We start from the raw sequence: 20,687 nt of genomic DNA on the forward strand, positions 1-20,687 counted from the left end.
ATGCCGCTAGTATGTGCTCATCATAAAACGAAACGTCGTTTCGTTTAATTTCTGCCTTCGGGCATGACCACATCTGGAGGTTACCGTGGACGTCAGACAAAGCATCCACAGCGCGCACGCCAAAGCGCTGGATACTCAGGGACTGCGCAGCGAGTTTTTAATTGAGCAGGTGTTCGAAGCCGATAAGTACACCATGGTCTATAGCCACATCGACCGCATTATCGTGGGCGGCATTATGCCGGTGGCGAAAACCGTCTCCGTGGGCGGTGAAGTAGGCAAGCAGCTGGGCGTAAGCTACTTCCTGGAGCGTCGTGAACTGGGCGTGATTAATATTGGCGGGCCGGGCACGATTACCGTGGACGGCCAGTGCTACGAGATTGGCCATCGCGACGGGCTGTACGTCGGCAAAGGGGCGAAAGAGGTGGTCTTTGCCAGCATCGACGGCAGTAAACCCGCGAAGTTTTACTACAACTGCGCCCCGGCGCATACCGCTTATCCAACCAAAAAAGTAACGCCCGCGGACGTTGCGCCCGTGACGCTGGGCGACAACCTCACCAGCAACCGTCGCACCATCAATAAATACTTCGTGCCGGATGTGCTGGAAACCTGCCAGCTCAGCATGGGGCTGACCGAGCTTGCGCCAGGCAACCTGTGGAACACCATGCCGTGCCATACCCACGAACGCCGCATGGAAGTCTACTTCTACTTCAACATGGATGAAGACGCCTGCGTGTTCCACATGATGGGACAGCCTCAGGAAACCCGTCATATCGTCATGCATAACGAGCAGGCGGTGATTTCACCCAGCTGGTCTATTCACTCCGGCGTGGGGACGAAAGCCTATACCTTCATCTGGGGGATGGTTGGAGAAAACCAGGTCTTCGATGATATGGACCACGTCGCGGTTAAGGATCTGCGCTAGTCGCGGGCAGTTAAGCATACATCTGCCTGTTGATGACAGGCGCTGAAAGAGTAAGGAACAAACATGATTCTGGATGCATTTTCTCTGCAGGGTAAAGTGGCCGTGGTTTCCGGGTGTGACACCGGACTGGGCCAGGGGATGGCGTTAGGCCTGGCGGAAGCGGGCTGTGATATCGTCGGGATTAACATCGTTGAGCCCACGGAAACCATCGAACGCGTAACCGCGCTGGGCCGCCGTTTTCTCAGCCTGACCGCCGACCTGCGTAAAATCGACGCTATTCCGGAGCTGCTGGATCGCGCGGTGGCGGAATTTGGCCATATCGACATTCTGGTCAACAACGCGGGGCTGATCCGCCGTGAAGACGCGATTAACTTCAGCGAGACCGACTGGGACGATGTCATGAACCTGAACATCAAGAGCGTATTCTTTATGTCCCAGGCGGCGGCGAAGCACTTCATCGCGCAGGGCAAGGGCGGCAAGATCATTAACATCGCCTCGATGCTCTCCTTCCAGGGCGGCATCCGCGTGCCGTCTTACACCGCGTCGAAAAGCGCGGTGATGGGCGTGACCCGCCTGCTGGCGAACGAATGGGCGCAGCACAACATCAACGTCAACGCGATTGCGCCGGGCTACATGGCCACCAACAACACCCAGCAGCTTCGCGCGGACGAAGAACGCAGTGCGGCGATCCTGGAGCGTATTCCGGCGGGCCGCTGGGGGCTGCCGAGCGATCTGATGGGGCCGGTAGTGTTCCTGGCTTCCCCGGCATCGGACTATATCAATGGTTATACCGTCGCGGTTGATGGCGGCTGGCTGGCGCGATAACCCTACTTATGACAAAAACCTCTGCTCTTCGGCGGAGGTTTTTTTTGCTTAAAATTTGTCAAAGTCCATATTGATAAACACGAAAAATCCATACTTAAAAATCATAGATGACTGCCATCACACTTTTATTACTGAAAAATTAAGGTGTTAGTAAAATAAGGTGATTATCCAGCATTAGTTGAAATTGTAATGTCCATCACAGATCGCTATGCCATAGCGAAATAATCCATATCTTCACGAATTCCGGCCTGACACTTTTCCCCGCTATCTCGTAATTTCATTTAACGAATTTTGCTGTTGAGGCAGGAAAAATATGACATCTATAAATGACTCTACCCTGATGCCCGCCGCGCTGCGCGATACCCGCCGCATGAACCAGTTTGTCTCCATTGCGGCAGCCGTGGCCGGTTTGTTGTTCGGCCTGGATATCGGCGTTATCGCCGGGGCGCTGCCGTTTATTACCGATCACTTTACGCTGAGTAACCGCCTGCAGGAGTGGGTGGTGAGCAGCATGATGCTCGGCGCGGCCATCGGTGCGCTGTTTAACGGCTGGCTTTCGTTCCGCCTTGGGCGTAAATACAGCCTGATGGTCGGGGCGGTCCTGTTTGTTGCCGGGTCCATAGGTTCGGCGTTTGCCACTAACGTTGAAGTGCTGCTGCTCTCCCGCGTGCTGCTGGGCGTGGCGGTGGGGATTGCCTCCTACACCGCGCCGCTGTATCTCTCCGAAATGGCGAGCGAGAACGTGCGCGGCAAGATGATTAGCATGTACCAGCTGATGGTGACGCTGGGCATCGTGCTGGCGTTCCTGTCCGATACGTACTTCAGCTACAGCGGTAACTGGCGGGCGATGCTCGGCGTGCTGGCGCTGCCTGCGGTAGTGCTGATTGTTTTAGTGATCTTCCTGCCCAACAGTCCGCGCTGGCTGGCGCAAAAAGGGCGTCACGTGGAAGCGGAAGAGGTGCTGCGCATGCTGCGCGACACGTCTGAGAAAGCGCGTGAAGAGCTGAACGAGATCCGCGAAAGCCTGAAGCTGAAGCAGGGCGGCTGGTCGCTGTTTAAGGCTAACCGCAACGTGCGCCGCGCGGTGTTCCTCGGCATGTTGCTGCAGGCGATGCAGCAGTTCACGGGGATGAACATCATCATGTATTACGCCCCGCGCATCTTCAAAATGGCCGGTTTTACCACCACCGAACAGCAGATGATCGCCACGCTGGTGGTGGGGCTGACCTTTATGTTCGCCACCTTTATCGCGGTGTTCACCGTCGATAAGGCCGGTCGTAAGCCTGCGCTGAAAATTGGCTTTAGCGTGATGGCGCTTGGCACCCTGATCCTCGGCTACTGCCTGATGCAGTTTGATAACGGCACGGCGTCCAGCGGCCTTTCCTGGCTCTCCGTGGGCATGACCATGATGTGTATTGCTGGCTACGCGATGAGCGCCGCGCCGGTGGTGTGGATCCTGTGCTCTGAAATTCAGCCGCTGAAATGTCGCGATTTTGGTATCACCTGTTCCACCACCACCAACTGGGTGTCGAACATGATCATCGGCGCGACCTTCCTGACGCTGCTGGATGCGATTGGCGCGGCGGGAACCTTCTGGCTCTATACGGTGCTGAACGTGGCGTTTATTGGCGTGACATTCTGGCTAATTCCAGAAACCAAAGGCGTGACGCTGGAACATATTGAACGCAAGCTGATGAGCGGGGAGAAACTGCGAAATATCGGCGTGTAAGGTTAATGCCGGGTAAGCGCAGCGCCACCCGGCGTTTTGTTAGCGTGATGCTGAATAACTACCAACTTTGATAGCAATTCCTCAGATAGTCCATTCTCGCGTTCAGATTATTCTTAGTTTCTTGTATTATCGGGCAACTGAACTCACCCGGCAGGAATTTACTGCACCCGAAACAGAAGAACGGCTATGTCAGCAATGGATTTCAAAAAAAATACGGACCTCGATTTTCCCTCATATGCTCCTCCAGCAGTCAGTTCAAAAGAGATCGATCTTCTGGGCCTGTTAGATATTCTGATTACCGCGAAAAAACGTATTGCCACCATTATCTTTGTTTTCGCGCTGGCAGGTCTGGCAATTGCGCTTCTACTGCCGCAAAAATGGACCAGTAAAGCGGTGATCACTCCGGCGGAACAGACACAGTGGAACCCGCTGAGCCAGATGATGGTTGCGCTGCAGGTTCTTGATGTGAAGGTGCCGGTTACCCGTCAGGAAGTCTTTGACCTGTTTATTAAAAAATTCCAGTCGCAGTCATTGCTTGAAGAGTATATGACCTCTTCCCCTTACGTGATGGCGCAGCTCAAGAATGCGCAAGTGGACCCGCTTGAACTGCACCGTGCGGTTGTCAATATTGCAGACAAAATGAAAGCGGTGAATGATGTTCAGGGAAAAGATGCGGATAAAGCGCCTTTCGTCTCCTGGACATTGAGCTTCACTGCGCCGACCGCAGCCGATGCCCAATCCGTTCTGGAGGGGTATATCAACTATATCTCGGCAATTGTTGAGAAAGAAACGGTGCAGAATATCCGCAACCAGATCGCCCTCAAAACGAACGAGGTAGAGCAGCAGCTGACGCTCGACCGCGTTCGTCTGACCAATGTGCATAACACCAACCTGCAGCGGCTGAACTATTCGCTGGAAGTGGCGAATGCGGCGGGCATTAAGAAGCCCGTTTATAGCAACGGACAAGGGATAAAAGACGATCCGGATTACTCCGTTGCGCTCGGGGCTGACGGTATCGCGGAAAAGCTAAGGATTGAAAAAAATCTTAAGGATGTGACGGAGCTGAACGCGGACTTCCAGAACCGGGAATATTACCTGGCGCAGCTGAAAAAACTCTCCTTCGCAGACGTTAAGCTTGAGCCATTCAGGTATCAGCTTTCGCCATCGATGCCGGTGAAAAAAGACGGCCCGGGCAAAGGCATGATTGTCATTCTGGCGGCGATCCTTGGCGCTCTGTTTGCCTGCGGCAGCGTATTACTCCGTGAGGCCATGCTCAGCCGAAACCCATTGCCAGAGCCGGTAACGGAATAAATTCTGCACACATGAAGGCGCTGCAACAGCGCCTTTTTTATTTCAGGAAATCCTCGCGAACAGGCGTAAAGGTGTCCAGCAGCGTGCCGGCCCTGAGGCAGACGCAGCCGTGCATCACATGTGGTTGTTTGTAGAGGGTATCTCCCGCCGTTACGACATGCTTCTCTTCACCAATGGTAAACTCAAATTCACCAGAGAGAACATAGGTTAACTGTTCGTGCGGGTGGTTATGCAGTGGGCCAATCGCGCCCTGCTCAAACTGTACTTCAACCGCCATCATCCTGCCGCCGTGGGCCAGCACGCGACGCGTAACGCCGTTCCCCAGATCTTCAGACGCGGTCTCTTTGTGGAACATAAACATGGCTTTGCCCTTCATAATAAAACAGTGTTTTATTTAATTTACATTGGCCAGCTTAAAAAGAAAACGACGTAATAAAGAACTGGAAACAGGATCACAAGTTTGCTTCACTGGCTTAAACAGATAAGGAGCGATGATGAAAACGATTGGCCTGATAGGTGGGATGAGCTGGGAATCGACAATCCCTTATTACCGCCTGATTAACGAAGGCGTAAAGCAGCGTCTGGGCGGCCTGCACTCCGCGAGCCTGCTGCTGCACAGCGTTGATTTTCATGAAATCGAAGCCTGCCAGTCGAGCGGCGAATGGGATAAAGCCGGAGAAATCCTGGCTGATGCCGCGCTGGGGCTGGAGCGTGCGGGGGCGCAGGGCATTCTGCTGTGTACCAACACGATGCACAAAGTGGCCTCGCACATTGAAGCGCGCTGTTCGCTGCCGTTCCTGCACATCGCGGACGCCACCGGACGCGCCATTCGCGCTTCGGGAATGTCGCGCGTGGCCTTGCTGGGCACACGTTACACTATGGAGCAGGATTTCTATCGCGGGCGCTTGCACAGCGAGTTTGGGATTGAAAGCCTGATCCCGGATGAGGGGGACCGGTCGCGCATCAATCAGATTATCTTCGACGAGCTCTGCCTCGGAACTTTCAGCGAAACCTCCCGCGCATATTACGTCAGCGTAATAGATAAACTGGCGCAGCAGGGGGCTGAAGGGGTGATTTTCGGCTGCACGGAGATCGGTTTGCTGGTGCCGGCCGAACGAAGCCCCATCCCGGTGTTTGATACCGCGGCCATTCACGCGGCAGATGCCGTGGAATTTATGCTGTCATAACGGGTTTTGCAGGTCAGGTAAGCGAAGCGCCACCTGACGCGCATGCTCAACTAAGTGTTCGGTGAATGCGTCCACCAGCGCGGAAGCCGGACGGTGCAGCGGGCGGATAAGGCTTACGGTGAACGGGACGGAAACGCTAAAACGGCGGATGACGATCCCGCTTCCTGCATAGTCCAGCGCCGTAAGCGGATTGACGACCGCAACGCCAACGCCCGCGCGCACCATCGCGCATATTGACGCCGCGCTGTGGGTTTCAACCACCATCCGCCGCTTCACCTGATGCTCAGAAAAAAGCGTATCCAGCAGCTGCCGGTAGCTGTCCGTTTGCGACAGGCTAATGTAGTTTTCACCATGAAAATCTGCGGGCGTCAGCACTGCTTTGTGGGCAAGCCGATGCCCGGCGGGCAGAACGCACACTTCATCCAGCGCGAGCAGTTCCGTGCGCGCCGTTCCTGCGGGTGTCGAGAGGGTTTCGGTTAACCCGAGATCGTGCCGCTGTGCCGACAGCCACTCTTCAAGCAGAGGCGACTCCTGCGGGACGATGGTGAGATTGACCTCAGGATAGCGGGCCAGAAAAGGCTGGAGCAGCGTCGGTAAGAAGGACTGAGAGAAGACGGGCAGGCAGACAATCGACAGCTCGCCCTGACGAAACTCGCGCAGGCTTTCCGCCGCGCTGACGATTCTGTCCAGCCCGTACCATGAGCGCTGCACTTCCTCAAACAGGCGCAACCCCTGCACCGTCGGGTGAAGCCTGCCCCGGGCGCGTTCGAACAGCTTCAGCCCCAGCACTTTCTCGAAGCGCGCCAGCTCGCGGCTGACCGTCGGCTGCGAGGTATGCAGCATCTGTGCGGCTTCGGTGAGATTGCCGGCGGTCATCACGGCGTGAAAAATCTCGATGTGGCGTAAATTGACGGCGGGCATAGGGCACCTGAAAGCAAGGAACTGTCCATATCATTTTTGCATAGACTCGCGATAAAACGATATTTTTTATTCTGCTTCCGCTGTGGCGTAATCATAAAAAATGAATTGAACCGGAGAAGACCATGCCACGCCCGCTCAACCAGACGGATACCGATTTGAACGCTGAAAACCTGCTGCGCCTGCCCGCCGAGTTTGGCTGCCCGGTATGGGTCTACGACGCGCAGATCGTTCGCGAGAAGATCGCCGCCCTGCATCAGTTTGACGTGGTGCGTTTTGCCCAGAAGGCCTGCTCCAATATTCATATTCTGCGCCTGATGCGCGAGCAGGGCGTGAAGGTTGACTCCGTATCGCTGGGTGAAATCGAGCGTGCGCTGGCGGCAGGCTTTGATCCGAAAACCGATCCTGACGCGATCGTCTTTACCGCGGATGTGATCGACGACGCCACGCTTGCGCGCGTGCATGAACTGCAGGTGCCGGTGAACGCCGGTTCTGTGGATATGCTGGAGCAGCTTGGGCAGGTTTCACCCGGCCATCGCGTCTGGCTGCGCGTCAACCCGGGCTTTGGACATGGCCATAGCCAAAAAACCAACACCGGGGGCGAAAACAGCAAGCACGGGATCTGGTATGCCGATATGCCTGCCGCGCTTGAGGTACTGCAGCGCTACAGCCTGAAGCTGGTCGGTATTCATATGCACATTGGCTCCGGCGTCGATTACGGGCACCTGGAGCAGGTGTGCGGGGCGATGGTGCGCCAGGTTGTCGACTTCGGTCAGGATCTGGAGGCGATCTCCGCCGGTGGCGGTCTTTCCATTCCTTATCTTGAAGGGGAAGAGGCGATCGACACCGATCACTATTACGGCCTGTGGAGCGCCGCGCGCGATCAAATTGCCGCGCATCTGGGCCATGCCGTGAAGCTGGAAATTGAGCCGGGTCGTTTCCTGGTAGCCGAAGCCGGCGTGCTGGTGGCGCAGGTACGCAGCGTCAAAGAGATGGGCTCCCGCCACTTCGTGCTGATTGATGCGGGCTTTAACGACCTGATGCGTCCGTCCATGTACGGCAGCTACCATCACATTACCGCCCTGGCTGCTGATGGCCGCGATTTAACGCACGCGCCGCGCCGCGAGACGGTGGTCGCAGGCCCGCTGTGTGAATCCGGTGATGTGTTTACCCAGCAGGAAGGTGGCAAAGTTGAAACCCGCGCGCTGCCCGAGGTGAAGCCGGGCGATTACCTGGTGCTGCACGACACCGGGGCGTACGGGGCGTCTATGTCCTCGAACTACAACAGCCGTCCGCTGCTGCCGGAAGTGCTGTTTGATAACGGCAAGGCGCGGTTGATCCGTCGTCGCCAGACCATTCAGGAACTGCTGGCGCTGGAACTCGTTTGATTAAAGTACGGCCCCGTTGTGACCGAATCGCGTAATACCAGAGTGCCGGTAAACGGCGGGATCGCATCGACCGGCTGGTTCTTCGCCAGCCGGATCGCCTGATCGATAGCCGTGACGATCATGTTATCTATCGGCAGATAAACCGACGACAGCGCAGGCTCCAGCCACTTTGCGCTTGGGGCATCGTCAAAGCCGAACAGGGAGATATCCTGCGGGATCTTAAGCCCTGCCTGATGCAGCGCTTTGGACGCGCCCAGCGCCATATCATCGTTACAGGCAAACAGCGCGCTGAACGACACCCCTTCAGCAATCAGCTCCTTACACAGCTCATAGCCCCGCGTCATTCCCGCATCACCGTACTTTATTCGACGCTCGTCCAGACGAATGCCGTGCTTTTCCAGCGCCTTACGGTAGCCCATCAGCCGTGCTTTACCTGTGGGGGTGTGGATCGGAACGGTAATGCAGGCGATCTCCCGGTGGCCCTGATTGATCAGGTAATCCACCGCCTTAAACGCGGCATCCTGTTGTTCGAAGAACACGCAGCGCTCCGGTGCCTGACTGACTTCACGGTTGATGACCACCAGCGGCGTTTGCACGGTATTAATCAGCTTGATGATCGCTTTTTCGCTCATATAGCGCGTGTAAAGCACGATGGCATCGCACTGGCGGTCGGCCAGCATTTGCACCGCCTGCTCTTCCTGCTCTGGCGCGTCGTGACCGTCGGTGACGATAAGCTGTTTCCCGTGGGTTTCGGTCTGCCGCGACGCCTGCTGCAAAAGACGACCAAAGTAAAAGCCGTCGAAGGTAGAGACGACCAGACCAATGCTGTTGCTGGTCTGGTTAGCCAGCGAACGCGCGAGAAAGTTTGGGCGGTAGCCCAGCTCTTCCATCGCAGCAAAGACCTGCTGACGCGTGCTCTCTTTAACCTGACCTGTGCCGTTCAGCACGCGCGAGACGGTAGCCTTCGACACGCCCGCGCGCAGTGAGACATCCAGCATTGTTGCCATTCTACATTCCTGCTTCCACGTAATGGTTTGCAGTTTAACACAGACCTGACAGCGTATAAGCGATGCGGGAAGCGCAAAACTTCTGCCACGATCACGCTTTTTGGTCACGATTCGCCTGGCCTGCCGGAAGTAAAACTAAATAGTCTGACTCTGGTAAAATAATCGCCAAACCGGGCTGGAGGCGTCAGACCAGCATATTCATTAAAAACGCAGGTGAAACGTGAAAAAGACCGTCATTCTCCCGCTTTACGCAGCACCGCGCTATGCGGAGCAGGTCACCGACTGGCTCTGGCAGGCCTTTGGCGAGGGGCTTGCGCGGGATTTTTTCCATAGCATCGTCGAGCACAGCCAGACGCCGGGTGCCCTGCCGCTGACCTTTATCGCTGTAGAGGATGAACGGCTTCTCGGGACGGTGGGACTCTGGCGCTGTGATTTGATTACCCGTCAGGATCTCTGTCCTTGGCTGGCGGCGCTCTACGTTGACGACGCGGCGCGCGGCAAGGGGCTGGCAGGAAAGTTACAGCAGCATGTTATTCGCTTCGCCGCACGGGCCGGGTACGAGGAACTTCATCTCTGGTCTGCCTGCCGCGACTTCTATGAACGTTACGGCTGGCAGTATATTGGCGATGCGCTGGAATATCCGGATAAAACGGTACACCTGTATCGCTATTCGCTCTGCGCGTCAGCGGGCGCAGCAACGGAGTGACGGCGCACTAACGTTGGGCTGAAGAGATGGGTAATCTCCGGCGGCTGGCGTTGTTCGGCCAGCGCCAGCGCCAGCTCTGCGGCCTGGGTGGCCATCGTGATGATGGGGTAGCGTACGGTGGTCAGGCGCGGGCGCACGTACCGGGAGACCAAAACATCGTCGAAGCCAATCAGCGAGATTTCCGCTGGCACCTCGATCCCGTTGTCATTCATGACGCCCATTGCCCCGGCAGCCATCGAATCGTTATAGCTGGCGACCGCGGTGAAATTCCGTCCGCGACCCAGCAGCTCCGTCATGGCCTGTTCGCCGCCGCTCTCATCCGGTTCACCGTAGGCCACCAGACGGTCATTGCACGGCAGACCGTTTTCGCGCAGGGCGTCGTAGTAGCCCTGCAGGCGGTCTTCCGCATCAGAAATGGGGTGATTGGAGCAGAGATAGCCAATCCGGGTATGACCCTGTTGAATCAGATGACGGGTCGCAAGCCAGGCGCCGTAGCGGTCGTCGAGGGCTACACAGCGTTTTTCAAAGCCGGGGATAATACGGTTGATAATCACCATGCCGGGCATCTGCTTCATCAGGTGAATTAGCTCGGCATCCGGGATCATTTTGGCGTGTACCACCAGCGCAGCGCAGCGGTGGCGGATCAGCTGCTCGATGGCCTGGCGTTCTTTTTGTTCATTATGGTAGCCATTGCCGATCAGCAAAAAATTACCCGTCTGATAAGAGACCTGTTCAACCGCTTTTACCATGGCACCGAAAAAGGGATCGGAAACGTCTCCCACCACCAGCCCAATAGTCTCTGTTGACTGCTGGGCGAGCGCGCGGGCGTTGGCATTCGGATGGTAGTTCAGGGTTTCCATGGCGCTTTGTACCGCCTGGCGTGATGCGTCACTGGCTTTGGGTGAATCATTAATCACGCGGGAGACGGTAGCTACCGACACACCTGCCAGACGAGCCACATCCTTTATTGTCGCCATTTATAACCTTCTTATTTGGGGTAAGCGTTTACACACTGAATAGTGTTGCGGAAAAGTGACGTCCATTCAAGGGAAGCCGGTTTCCGCGCGCCACAAACGTGACGCAGACCAACCCTGGTAGTGTAATCGTTACACGCCTGGTCATGTCAGAAGAATGTCATTCTGAACCTTTAGTTACACTTTGCCTCAGGCTGTTGCGATTGTCCGGTGGCGATGACGTTAAAGAGGTTGGTAGAGTCGAGATCCCAGAGGTATTGATAGGTGGAATCAACTCCGGTTGATTAACACGACTTACACCAGCCTGCGTTCTTACGCAGGTTTTTTTTGCCTGATCGTTCAACCTGTAACAGCAAAAGAGAATATTCACACCTGGTTGCATTTCGGCTCATTCCCTTGCGTTTTCCTGCTGGCGAAGCGCAGGGTCAACAGCCACAATCAAGATCCCAGAGGTATTGATTGGTGAGAATTCTTAGTACGGTTTCGTACTCATCTCTTGCACCAACCTGCGCGGATGCGCAGGTTTTTTTTCGCCTCCATTTTTGCTGTCGCTCCCATATCACTTCTCGTGTAATCTGCCACCATTTACTGTCAACCCACCACACTGTCTGGCAAAGGGAGTTGAGATGCTATTTGGGTTTTTCCGTACACTGTTCCGTATTCTTTTTCGCATCCGCGTCACTGGCGATGCCCAGGCGCTTCGTGGCGAGCGCGTTCTTATCACACCCAATCATGTTTCCTTTATAGACGGCATCCTGCTTGCGCTGTTTCTGCCCGTGCGTCCGGTGTTTGCGGTCTATACCTCCATCAGCCAGCAGTGGTATATGCGCTGGCTCACCCCACTGATCGATTTCGTACCGCTTGACCCGACAAAGCCGATGATGATTAAACACCTGGTACGTCTGGTAGAGCAGGGGCGTCCGGTGGTCATTTTCCCGGAAGGGCGCATTTCAGTGACCGGTTCGCTGATGAAAATCTACGACGGCGCGGGGTTTGTCGCGGCGAAATCAAACGCGACCGTGGTGCCGCTGCGCATTGAAGGCGCAGAGTTGACCCATTTCAGCCGCCTTAAGGGGCTGGTAAAGCAGCGTCTGTTCCCCAAAATCACGCTGCATATCCTGCCGCCAACGTCGTTACCGATGCCGGAAGCGCCGCGTGCCCGCGATCGCCGTAAAATCGCCGGGGAAATGCTGCACCAGATTATGATGGAAGCGCGCATGGCCGTTCGTCCGCGTGAAACGCTGTATGAATCCCTGCTTTCGGCGCAGTACCGCTACGGCGCGAAGAAAAACTGCATTGAAGACATCAACTTTACCCCGGATACCTATCGTAAACTGCTGACCAAGACGCTGTTCGTGGGCCGCATTCTTGAGAAGTACAGCAAAAAGGGCGAAAAGATCGGCCTGATGCTGCCAAACGCGGGCATCAGCGCGGCGGTGATTTTTGGTGCGGTTTCCCGTGGCCGTATACCGGCGATGATGAATTACACGGCGGGCGTGAAGGGGCTGACCAGCGCCATTACCGCCGCCCAAATCAATACCATCTTTACCTCCCGACAGTTCCTGGACAAAGGCAAGCTGTGGCATCTGCCGGAACAGCTGACCCAGGTACGCTGGGTCTTCCTGGAAGATCTAAAAGCGGACGTGACCACCGGCGACAAGCTGTGGATTTTTGCGCATCTGCTGGTGCCGCATCTGGCTCAGGTCAAACAGCAGCCGGAAGATGACGCGATTATCCTTTTCACGTCGGGTTCGGAGGGTAACCCGAAAGGCGTCGTCCACAGCCACAAGAGTATTCTGGCGAACGTTGAGCAGATCAAAAGCATTGCCGACTTTACCGCGAATGACCGTTTTATGTCGGCGCTGCCGCTGTTCCACTCCTTTGGCCTGACGGTGGGGCTGTTCACGCCGCTGCTGACCGGTGCCGAGGTGTTCCTCTATCCCAGCCCGCTGCACTACCGCATCGTGCCGGAGCTGGTGTATGACCGTAACTGCACCGTCCTGTTCGGGACCTCAACCTTCCTGGGTAACTATGCCCGTTTCGCCAATCCGTATGATTTCTTCCGCGTTCGGTACGTGGTGGCCGGTGCGGAAAAGCTGCAGGAGAGCACGCGTCAGATCTGGCAGGACAAGTTTGGCCTGCGCATCCTCGAAGGCTATGGCGTTACCGAGTGTGCGCCCGTGGTCTCGATTAACGTGCCGATGGCGGCGAAACCGGGAACGGTGGGGCGAATTCTGCCGGGGATGGATGCGCGCTTGCTGGCGGTGCCGGGCATTGAGGACGGTGGCCGCCTGCAGCTGAAAGGGCCGAACGTGATGAACGGTTACCTGCGCGTGGAAAACCCAGGCGTGCTGGAAGCGCCAACGGCGGAAAACGTCAACGGCGAGATTGAAACCGGCTGGTACGACACCGGTGACATCGTTCGTTTCGATGAGCAAGGCTTTGTACAGATTCAGGGGCGCGCAAAACGCTTCGCCAAAATCGCCGGTGAGATGGTCTCTCTGGAAATGGTTGAACAGCTGGCGACGGCCGTGTCCGCCGAGAAGTTGCACGCCACGGTCGTGAAGAGCGATGCCAGCAAAGGCGAGGCGCTGGTGCTGTTTACCACTGATGCTGAGCTTAAGCGCGACAGGTTACTGAGCTATGCGCGTGAACACGGTATTCCTGAACTGGCCGTGCCGCGCGATATTCGCCACCTGAAGCAGCTTCCGGTGCTGGGAAGCGGGAAGCCCGATTTCGTGACCCTGAAAGGTATGGTTGAAGAGGCGGAACAGCAAAATGCGTGAGTCAGTACACACTAACACCTCGCTGCGTTCAAAAGGCATGATGGCGGTCATCGCCGCGCAGTTTCTCTCTGCGTTCGGTGATAACGCGCTGCTGTTTGCCACGCTGGCGCTGCTGAAAGCCGAGTTTTACCCTGACTGGAGTCAGCCGATCCTGCAGATGGTGTTTGTGGGCGCTTACATTATCTTTGCCCCGTTTGTGGGGCAGGTGGCGGACAGTTTCCCCAAAGGCCGGGTGATGATGTTTGCCAACGGTCTCAAGCTGCTGGGCGCTGCCAGTATCTGCTTCGGCTTCAATCCGTTTATTGGCTATACGCTGGTGGGCATCGGTGCTGCCGCCTACTCCCCAGCGAAGTATGGCATTCTCGGAGAACTGACCACGGGCGATAAGCTGGTGAAGGCCAACGGCCTGATGGAGTCGTCAACGATTGCCGCTATCCTCCTCGGCTCCGTCGCGGGTGGCGTGCTGGCCGACTGGCATGTTCTGGCTGCCCTGGGCGTGTGTGCAGTGGTGTATGGTGGGGCGGTCGTGGCTAACCTGTTTATTCCGAAGCTGCCGGTGGCTCGTCCGGGCCAGTCCTGGCGCTTTAAACCGATGACCGGCAGTTTCTTTAACGCGTGCCGCGTGCTGTGGCGTAACGGGGAAACGCGTTTCTCCCTGATGGGAACCAGTATGTTCTGGGGGGCAGGCGTCACGCTGCGCTTCCTGCTGGTTCTGTGGGTACCGGTGGCGCTGGGAATTACGGACAATGCGACGCCGACCTATCTTAATGCGATGGTGGCTATCGGGATTGTGGCTGGCGCGGGCGCGGCGGCGAAGCTGGTGACGCTTGAAACGGTCGCACGCTGCATGCCAGCGGGGATCCTGATTGGCCTCGTGGTGCTTATCTTCTCGCTGCAGCATGCGTTATTGCCCGCTTATGCTCTGCTGATCCTGATTGGTATTCTGGGGGGCTTCTTTGTGGTACCGCTGAATGCGTTACTCCAGGCGCGTGGCAAGCAGACCGTCGGGGCGGGGAATGCCATTGCGGTTCAAAATCTCGGTGAAAACCTGGCCATGCTGTTAATGCTGGGGCTCTACTCGCTGGCGGTAAAAGTGGGTGTCCCGGTGGTGGCGATTGGCGTCGGATTTGGTGGGCTGTTCGCGGCGGCGATTGCGGGATTGTGGATCTGGCAGCGTCGCCGTTAATAAGTAGCCGGGTGGCGGCTTCGCCTTACCCGGCAAAAGCATCAGCTACGGCGCAGGATAGGTATAAACCTGATGCACCGCTTCAATCTCCGCTAACACCTCTTCACTCAGGTTCAGATGGAAACTCTCAATGTTAGTTTTCAGCTGTTCCATGGTCGTCGCGCCAAGCAGGGTACTGGCAACAAACGGCTGACGGCGCACGAAGGCCAGCGCCATCTGCGCCGGATCCAGGCCGTGGCGCTTCGCGATATCCACATAGGCAGCAACGGCTTTTTGCGTCTGCTCGCCGCTGTAGCGGGTAAAGCGGCTAAAGAGGGTATTACGCGCCCCGGCCGGTTTCGCTCCGTTCAGGTATTTCCCCGTCAGGGTGCCGAAACCGAGGCATGAATAGGCGAGCAGTTCCACTTCCTCATATTGCGTCACTTCAGCCAGCCCCACCTCGTAGCTGCGGTTAAGCAGGCTGTACGGGTTCTGGATGGTGACGATGCGAGGCAGATCGTGTTTATCCGCCAGGTGCAGATAGCGCATTACGCCAAAGGCCGTTTCGTTGGACACGCCAATGTAGCGGATTTTTCCCGCGCGCTGGCATTCGGTCAGCGCCTCCAGCGTTTCCAGCAGCGTAACGGCGGGGGCGCTCTCATTCCAGCTGTAGCCGAGCTTGCCAAAACAGTTGGTTGGACGCTGCGGCCAGTGGACCTGGTAAAGGTCGAGATAGTCGGTTTGCAGGCGCTTCAGGCTCGCGTCCAGCGCGGCGCGGATATTTTTGCGATCGAGGATTTGGTTTGGGCGGATCCCGGCATCGTTGTTTCGCGCGGGGCCACTCACTTTCGAGGCGATAACCAGCTTTTCTCGGTTACCGCGTTTTGCCAGCCAGTTACCGACATAGGTTTCGGTAAGTCCCTGCGTTTCAGGGCGTGGAGGCACAGGGTACATCTCTGCGACATCAATCAGGTTAATCCCCTGGCTGACGGCATAATCGAGTTGTGCATGGGCATCGGCTTCGCTGTTTTGTTCACCAAATGTCATCGTGCCCAACCCCAGTTGACTTATCTCCAGAGCGCTGTGGGGGATACGGTGATAATGCATAGCCGGCTTCCTTCAATAGACATGTAGACCGCGTCAGGAACCTCCCGACAAAGGAATATAAACATGGCAGAGGGGAAGCAAAAGGGGAAGAAAAAAATCAAAAAGGCCAGTAGGCTACTGACCTCCGACTGTTATCGCTCAATAATTTGCGAGACTTCGTCGCGATTGATCTGCATTTTATTGCCTGCCTGGTCGTGGTAGCTGACCAGACCAGTATCATCGTCGACTTCAGGTTTACCGTCAGTCAGGATCATCCGGCCGTCTTTCGTCGCCATGACATAATCACTGCTGCAGCCCGAAACGGCAAACGCCAACCCGACTGCTGAAATTAACACCGCCCATTTTTTCATCGTTATCGTCCTCATCTGGCTCGTATCAAATCATAGTGTAGTATTAACCCGTTATAGCAACAGGGTGAAGCGGTAAAATCTTAAAAACCAGGCGATTATGTTTGTGAGCTCGCAAAATAAGTAAAAAACTATGTTTTAAGTAAGAAATGACGAGCAAGCAGCGCGCCGGTGAAATTTTTTTTGAGATAAAAACCGCGCGGTAGCGTCAGTATGGGTTCGCCCATCGCGCCGATCGCCTCGGTAAGCGCTTTGCTGTTTGCCGCTTTCGGGCGCAGCTGTAACACTTCTCCGTGCCGGGCGGTAATTCGCTCGACCTGACCGAGCACAATCATGTCCATCAGTTCTTCCCAGTCCAGGCGCAGCTGATGCTCCTCTTCTTCATCCGGGCTCCAGAGCAGCGGCGCGCCAACGCGGCGTTCAGCTAACGGGATCTGCCGTTCGCCTTCAACCGGAACCCAAAGCACGCGATTCAGCTTATGGCGCACGTGGCTGGTTTCCCACGTTACGCCGGTATTGCCGGTTAAGGGCGCAACGCAGACAAAGGTAGTCTCCAGGGGCCGACCCTGGCGGTCGATAGGAATAGTTTTTAACTCTACGCCAAGGGCCGCGAAATCTTGCTCTGGCTTGCTCCCGGCGCTTGCCCCCAGCCACAGCTCCAGAAGCATGCCGATCCAGCCCTTATCTCGTTTCAGATCCTTCGGGATCTGTAGCCCTGCCATCGCCGCCAGTTCGCCCAGCGAGAAGCCTGCAAGGCGCTGAGCCTGCTGTAGCAACTGGCTTTCGCTCGAAGGCGGTGAGAGCAAGGGTGAAAGCGGATGCATGACGATAACCTTTTGATTAAAAAATAAACGAAGAAACAGTCCCCTGTGGATAGAGTTTAACTTTTTCTGTACCAATATTCCATGTGCATGATTTATAGGTTTTTTTATGAATTTTTCACGGTTTCATCAGGGACGCAAAACGGGTTGTTCAAATCTGGTCACTGACAATAAACAGGATCTTACACCATGTTATCCACAGAAAAATGGGATAACTGGGCATAACCCTGACTACTGTTTCAATTTACAGCCTTGACGTGCGACGAAAATCCAAATTTCAGACAAATTGTGCCTAACTTATTGGCACAATCTGTGGATAAAACCGACGCTGTTCGATCTTTCATCAGCACGACGATCCCTGCTGTGACGATCGTCACGCTATTCTGCATTTTGTTTGTCGGTATGAATATAACATCATGAAAAATATAGCTTTATGATGAAGGTGAGAAACGGGAGGGCAGAGGCCATTTCAGGTTGTTCATCGGTAATCAGACACTTCTTCACAACTATATCCACAGAAAAGGTGAATAAAATTGCCCTTGAGACCGCATATCTGTTTATAACTCTGCGCTTATTTGTGAGTTATTCAAATGTTATTAGGTTGCAGGCCTGTAAGAGAGTGGTTTACCGCCTCACTGTAGTGTGAAACAATCATTCATATATAAGGTTTAGTTTGGGGTAGTCCGGTGATTGATGACGATGGCTACCGCCCGAACGTAGGAATAGTAATTTGTAATCGTCAGGGCCAGGTCATGTGGGCCCGTCGATATGGTCAGCACTCCTGGCAGTTCCCGCAAGGCGGGATCAATCCGGGAGAGTCCCCAGAACAAGCGATGTACCGGGAGCTTTTTGAAGAGGTCGGTTTAAGCCGAAAAGATGTTCGCATCCTTGCCTCGACCCGCAACTGGTTGCGTTACAAGTTACCGAAACGTTTGGTGCGTTGGGACACAAAGCCGGTTTGTATCGGCCAGAAACAGAAGTGGTTTCTTCTGCAGTTGGTGGGCAACGATTCGGACATCAATATGCAAACCAGCAGTACGCCGGAGTTCGATGGCTGGCGCTGGGTGAGCTATTGGTATCCTGTTCGTCAGGTCGTGTCATTTAAGCGCGATGTTTACCGTAGGGTGATGAAAGAGTTTGCAAGTGTGGTGATGCAGCTTCAGGAGATCCCGCCTAAGCCGCAGAGCGCACCTGCCTGGCGACGTAAAAGAGGTTAAGCTACGCAAATCATGCTCACCCGCTTGCGAGAAATAGTCGAGAAGGTGGCCAGCGCTCCGCGCCTCAACGAGGCGCTGAATATTCTGGTCACTGACATCTGTCTTGCGATGGAGACCGAGGTCTGTTCGGTGTATCTGGCCGACCACGATCGGCGCTGCTATTACCTGATGGCGACTCGCGGTTTGAAAAAGCCGCGGGGGCGCACCGTAACGCTCGCATTTGATGAAGGTATCGTCGGTCTGGTTGGGCGGCTGGCTGAACCTATCAACCTTGCCGACGCGCAAAAACATCCCAGCTTTAAATACATCCCTTCCGTAAAAGAAGAACGCTTCCGCGCGTTTCTGGGTGTGCCGATTATTCAGCGTCGTCAGCTACTCGGTGTGCTGGTCGTCCAGCAGCGCGAGCTGCGTCAGTATGATGAAAGCGAAGAGTCCTTCCTCGTCACGCTGGCGACACAGATGGCGGCGATCCTCTCCCAGTCTCAGCTTGCTGCGCTCTTTGGTCAGTACCGCCATACGCGCATTCGCGCCCTTCCGGCATCACCAGGGGTGGCGATTGCGGAAGGCTGGATGGACGCCACGCTGCCATTGATGGAGCAGGTCTACGAAGCCTCTACGCTTGATGAAGCGCTGGAGCGCGAGCGTCTTACCGCCGCGCTGGAAGAGGCGGCCAATGAGTTCCGTCGCTACAGCAAGCGCTTTGCCGCTGGTGCGCAAAAAGAGACGGCGGCCATCTTCGACCTCTACTCGCACCTGCTTTCCGACGCGCGTCTGCGCCGTGAGCTTTTTGCTGAGGTTGATAAAGGCGCAGTCGCGGAGTGGGCGGTTAAAAAGGTCATCGAAAAATTTGCCGAGCAGTTCGCTGCCCTGACCGACGGTTATCTGAAAGAGCGGGCGGGAGATCTCCGCGCGCTGGGACAGCGCCTGCTGTTCCACCTCGATGATACCATTCAGGGGCCGAATGCCTGGCCAAAACGGTTTGTGCTGGTGGCCGATGAACTTTCGGCAACAACACTGGCCGAGCTGCCGCAGGACAGACTCGCCGGGGTTGTCGTACGTGATGGTGCAGCGAACTCCCATGCCGCCATTATGGTGCGCGCGCTCGGTATCCCCACCGTCATGGGGGCGGATATTCAGCCCTCGGTGCTGCACCGCCGCACGCTGGTGGTTGATGGTTACCGCGGTGAACTGCTGGTCGATCCTGAGCCGGTTCTGCTCCAGGAATATCAGCGTCTCATCAGCGAAGAGAATGAATTAAGCAAGCTGGCGGAAGATGACGTTAACCTGCCCGCGCAGCTGAAAAGCGGAGAGCGGATCAAAGTTATGCTCAACGCCGGCTTAAGCCCCGAGCACGAAGAGAAGCTTGGCAGCCGCATCGACGGGATCGGTTTATACCGTACTGAAATCCCCTTCATGCTGCAGAGCGGTTTCCCCTCCGAAGAGGAGCAGGTGGCGCAGTATCAGGGGATGTTGCAGATGTTCAACGACAAGCCTGTCACCCTGCGAACCCTGGATGTCGGGGCGGATAAACAGCTGCCGTATATGCCCATCAGCGAAGAGAACCCGTGTCTGGGCTGGCGCGGGATCCGTATTACGCTCGATCAGCCGGAGATCTTCCTGATCCAGGTGCGCGCGATGCTGCGCGCCAACGCCGCGACGGGCAATCTCAGTATCCTGCTGCCGATGGTCACCAGCATAGATGAAATCGACGAAGCGCGGCGCCTGATCGAACGTGCTGGTCGTGAAGTGGAAGAGATGATTGGCTATGCGATCCCGAAACCACGGATCGGCGTCATGCTCGAAGTGCCATCTATGGTCTTTATGCTGCCGCAGCTGGCAAATCGCGTTGATTTTATTTCGGTTGGTACCAACGACCTGACGCAATATATTCTGGCCGTCGACCGGAACAACACCCGCGTCGCCAGTATCTACGATAGCCTGCACCCGGCGATCATTCGCGCGCTGGCGATGATTGCCCGTGAGGCTGAACAGTACGGTATTGATCTCCGCCTGTGCGGTGAAATGGCCGGAGACTCGATGTGCGTCGCGATCCTGATTGGTCTGGGGTATCGTCATCTGTCAATGAACGGCCGCGCAGTAGCGCGCGTGAAGTATTTGTTGCGGCATATCGACATCAATGATGCCCGCGAGCTGGCTGAGCGCAGCCTTGAGGCGCAGCTGGCCGCAGAGGTTCGTCACCAGGTGGCGGCATTTATGGAACGGCGCGGCATGGGCGGCCTGATCCGCGGTGGTCGCTAATCGTCTTTCGTCCTCTCC

The 20,687-nt window shown here is 55.9% G+C and carries 18 protein-coding genes; 11 read left to right on the plus strand and 7 right to left on the minus strand.

All coding sequences use genetic code 11. The features are described from left to right. The first annotated feature begins 85 nt into the window (after positions 1-85). The 4 genes from kduI to wzz(fepE) all read left to right on the plus strand — a co-directional run bounded on the left by kduI (position 86) and on the right by wzz(fepE) (position 4,787). Positions 86-922, plus strand: coding sequence for a 5-dehydro-4-deoxy-D-glucuronate isomerase (gene kduI / locus IM284_RS16450; RefSeq protein WP_047367457.1), 837 nt, complete (start codon positions 86-88; stop codon positions 920-922). 63 nt (positions 923-985) lie between these two features. Next, entirely contained in the window at positions 986-1,747 is a 762-nt protein-coding gene (gene kduD / locus IM284_RS16455; RefSeq protein WP_003862835.1) for a 2-dehydro-3-deoxy-D-gluconate 5-dehydrogenase KduD, read from the plus strand. A 313-nt stretch (positions 1,748-2,060) separates the two neighbouring features. Then, a complete protein-coding gene (locus IM284_RS16460; RefSeq protein ID WP_028014298.1) occupies positions 2,061-3,476 on the plus strand; it encodes a sugar porter family MFS transporter in 1,416 nt (471 codons plus the stop codon). A 186-nt stretch (positions 3,477-3,662) separates the two neighbouring features. Next, entirely contained in the window at positions 3,663-4,787 is a 1,125-nt protein-coding gene (gene wzz(fepE) / locus IM284_RS16465) for an LPS O-antigen length regulator Wzz(fepE) (protein WP_028014297.1), read from the plus strand. A 37-nt stretch (positions 4,788-4,824) separates the two neighbouring features. Here wzz(fepE) and IM284_RS16470 read toward each other — a convergent pair whose 3' ends face one another. Next, positions 4,825-5,148 (minus strand): cupin domain-containing protein, encoded by a 324-nt coding sequence (locus tag IM284_RS16470; RefSeq protein WP_028014296.1) that lies wholly within the window; start codon positions 5,146-5,148, stop codon positions 4,825-4,827. A 133-nt stretch (positions 5,149-5,281) separates the two neighbouring features. Here IM284_RS16470 and IM284_RS16475 point away from each other — a divergent pair, with 133 nt between their 5' ends. After that, positions 5,282-5,974 carry an aspartate/glutamate racemase gene (locus IM284_RS16475; RefSeq protein WP_047367458.1) on the plus strand — a complete coding sequence of 231 codons (693 nt, stop codon included), beginning with the start codon at positions 5,282-5,284 and terminating at the stop codon, positions 5,972-5,974. On the opposite strand, the gene IM284_RS16480 is transcribed toward IM284_RS16475, so the two are convergent. Next, positions 5,969-6,895, minus strand: coding sequence for a LysR family transcriptional regulator (locus tag IM284_RS16480; RefSeq protein WP_045260912.1), 927 nt, complete (start codon positions 6,893-6,895; stop codon positions 5,969-5,971). The two genes, IM284_RS16475 and IM284_RS16480, sit on opposite strands and share 6 nt — an antisense overlap. Before the next feature lie 122 nt (positions 6,896-7,017). Between IM284_RS16480 and lysA the strand changes: the two genes are divergently transcribed. Then, positions 7,018-8,280 (plus strand): diaminopimelate decarboxylase, encoded by a 1,263-nt coding sequence (gene lysA, locus IM284_RS16485; protein ID WP_047367459.1) that lies wholly within the window; start codon positions 7,018-7,020, stop codon positions 8,278-8,280. Here lysA and IM284_RS16490 read toward each other — a convergent pair. After that, entirely contained in the window at positions 8,250-9,287 is a 1,038-nt protein-coding gene (locus IM284_RS16490) for a LacI family DNA-binding transcriptional regulator (protein WP_028014292.1), read from the minus strand. The genes lysA and IM284_RS16490 overlap by 31 nt on opposite strands. Positions 9,288-9,507: 220 nt before the next feature. Here IM284_RS16490 and IM284_RS16495 point away from each other — a divergent pair, with 220 nt between their 5' ends. Then, positions 9,508-9,993, plus strand: a complete 486-nt coding sequence (locus tag IM284_RS16495; RefSeq protein WP_193055845.1) for a GNAT family N-acetyltransferase — start codon at positions 9,508-9,510, stop codon at positions 9,991-9,993. Here the strand turns inward: IM284_RS16495 and galR are convergent. Next, positions 9,954-10,970, minus strand: a complete 1,017-nt coding sequence (gene galR / locus IM284_RS16500; RefSeq protein ID WP_028014290.1) for an HTH-type transcriptional regulator GalR — start codon at positions 10,968-10,970, stop codon at positions 9,954-9,956. The two genes, IM284_RS16495 and galR, sit on opposite strands and share 40 nt — an antisense overlap. Positions 10,971-11,593: 623 nt before the next feature. Between galR and aas the strand changes: the two genes are divergently transcribed. Both aas and lplT read left to right on the plus strand, forming a co-directional pair. Further along, entirely contained in the window at positions 11,594-13,753 is a 2,160-nt protein-coding gene (gene aas, locus IM284_RS16505; RefSeq protein ID WP_047367461.1) for a bifunctional acyl-ACP--phospholipid O-acyltransferase/long-chain-fatty-acid--ACP ligase, read from the plus strand. Then, on the plus strand, positions 13,746-14,939 hold the full coding sequence (gene lplT, locus IM284_RS16510) for a lysophospholipid transporter LplT (RefSeq protein WP_047367462.1): 1,194 nt from the start codon (positions 13,746-13,748) through the stop codon (positions 14,937-14,939). Before aas ends, lplT begins: the two co-directional genes overlap by 8 nt. Before the next feature lie 45 nt (positions 14,940-14,984). Here the strand turns inward: lplT and IM284_RS16515 are convergent, their stop codons facing one another. From IM284_RS16515 to mutH, 3 genes are all read right to left on the minus strand, one after another. Beyond that, complete coding sequence (locus tag IM284_RS16515; protein WP_028014287.1) at positions 14,985-16,025, minus strand: NADP(H)-dependent aldo-keto reductase; 1,041 nt, start codon at positions 16,023-16,025, stop codon at positions 14,985-14,987. Between the two features lie 131 nt (positions 16,026-16,156). Next, positions 16,157-16,375, minus strand: a complete 219-nt coding sequence (locus IM284_RS16520) for a YgdI/YgdR family lipoprotein (RefSeq protein WP_014885085.1) — start codon at positions 16,373-16,375, stop codon at positions 16,157-16,159. Between the two features lie 128 nt (positions 16,376-16,503). Continuing rightward, positions 16,504-17,196, minus strand: coding sequence for a DNA mismatch repair endonuclease MutH (gene mutH / locus IM284_RS16525; RefSeq protein ID WP_028014286.1), 693 nt, complete (start codon positions 17,194-17,196; stop codon positions 16,504-16,506). A gap of 683 nt (positions 17,197-17,879) precedes the next feature. On the opposite strand from mutH, the gene rppH reads away from it, so the two are divergent. Beyond that, on the plus strand, positions 17,880-18,410 hold the full coding sequence (gene rppH, locus IM284_RS16530; RefSeq protein WP_013098553.1) for an RNA pyrophosphohydrolase: 531 nt from the start codon (positions 17,880-17,882) through the stop codon (positions 18,408-18,410). Between the two features lie 12 nt (positions 18,411-18,422). Further along, positions 18,423-20,669: a phosphoenolpyruvate--protein phosphotransferase gene (ptsP, locus tag IM284_RS16535; protein ID WP_028014285.1), complete on the plus strand. Its 2,247-nt coding sequence runs from the start codon at positions 18,423-18,425 to the stop codon at positions 20,667-20,669. Positions 20,670-20,687 lie beyond the last annotated feature (18 nt).

Origin of the sequence: Enterobacter cloacae complex sp. P12RS, from assembly GCF_014895875.1 — a bacterium.
In the GTDB taxonomy this organism is placed as follows: domain Bacteria; phylum Pseudomonadota; class Gammaproteobacteria; order Enterobacterales; family Enterobacteriaceae; genus Enterobacter; species Enterobacter bugandensis.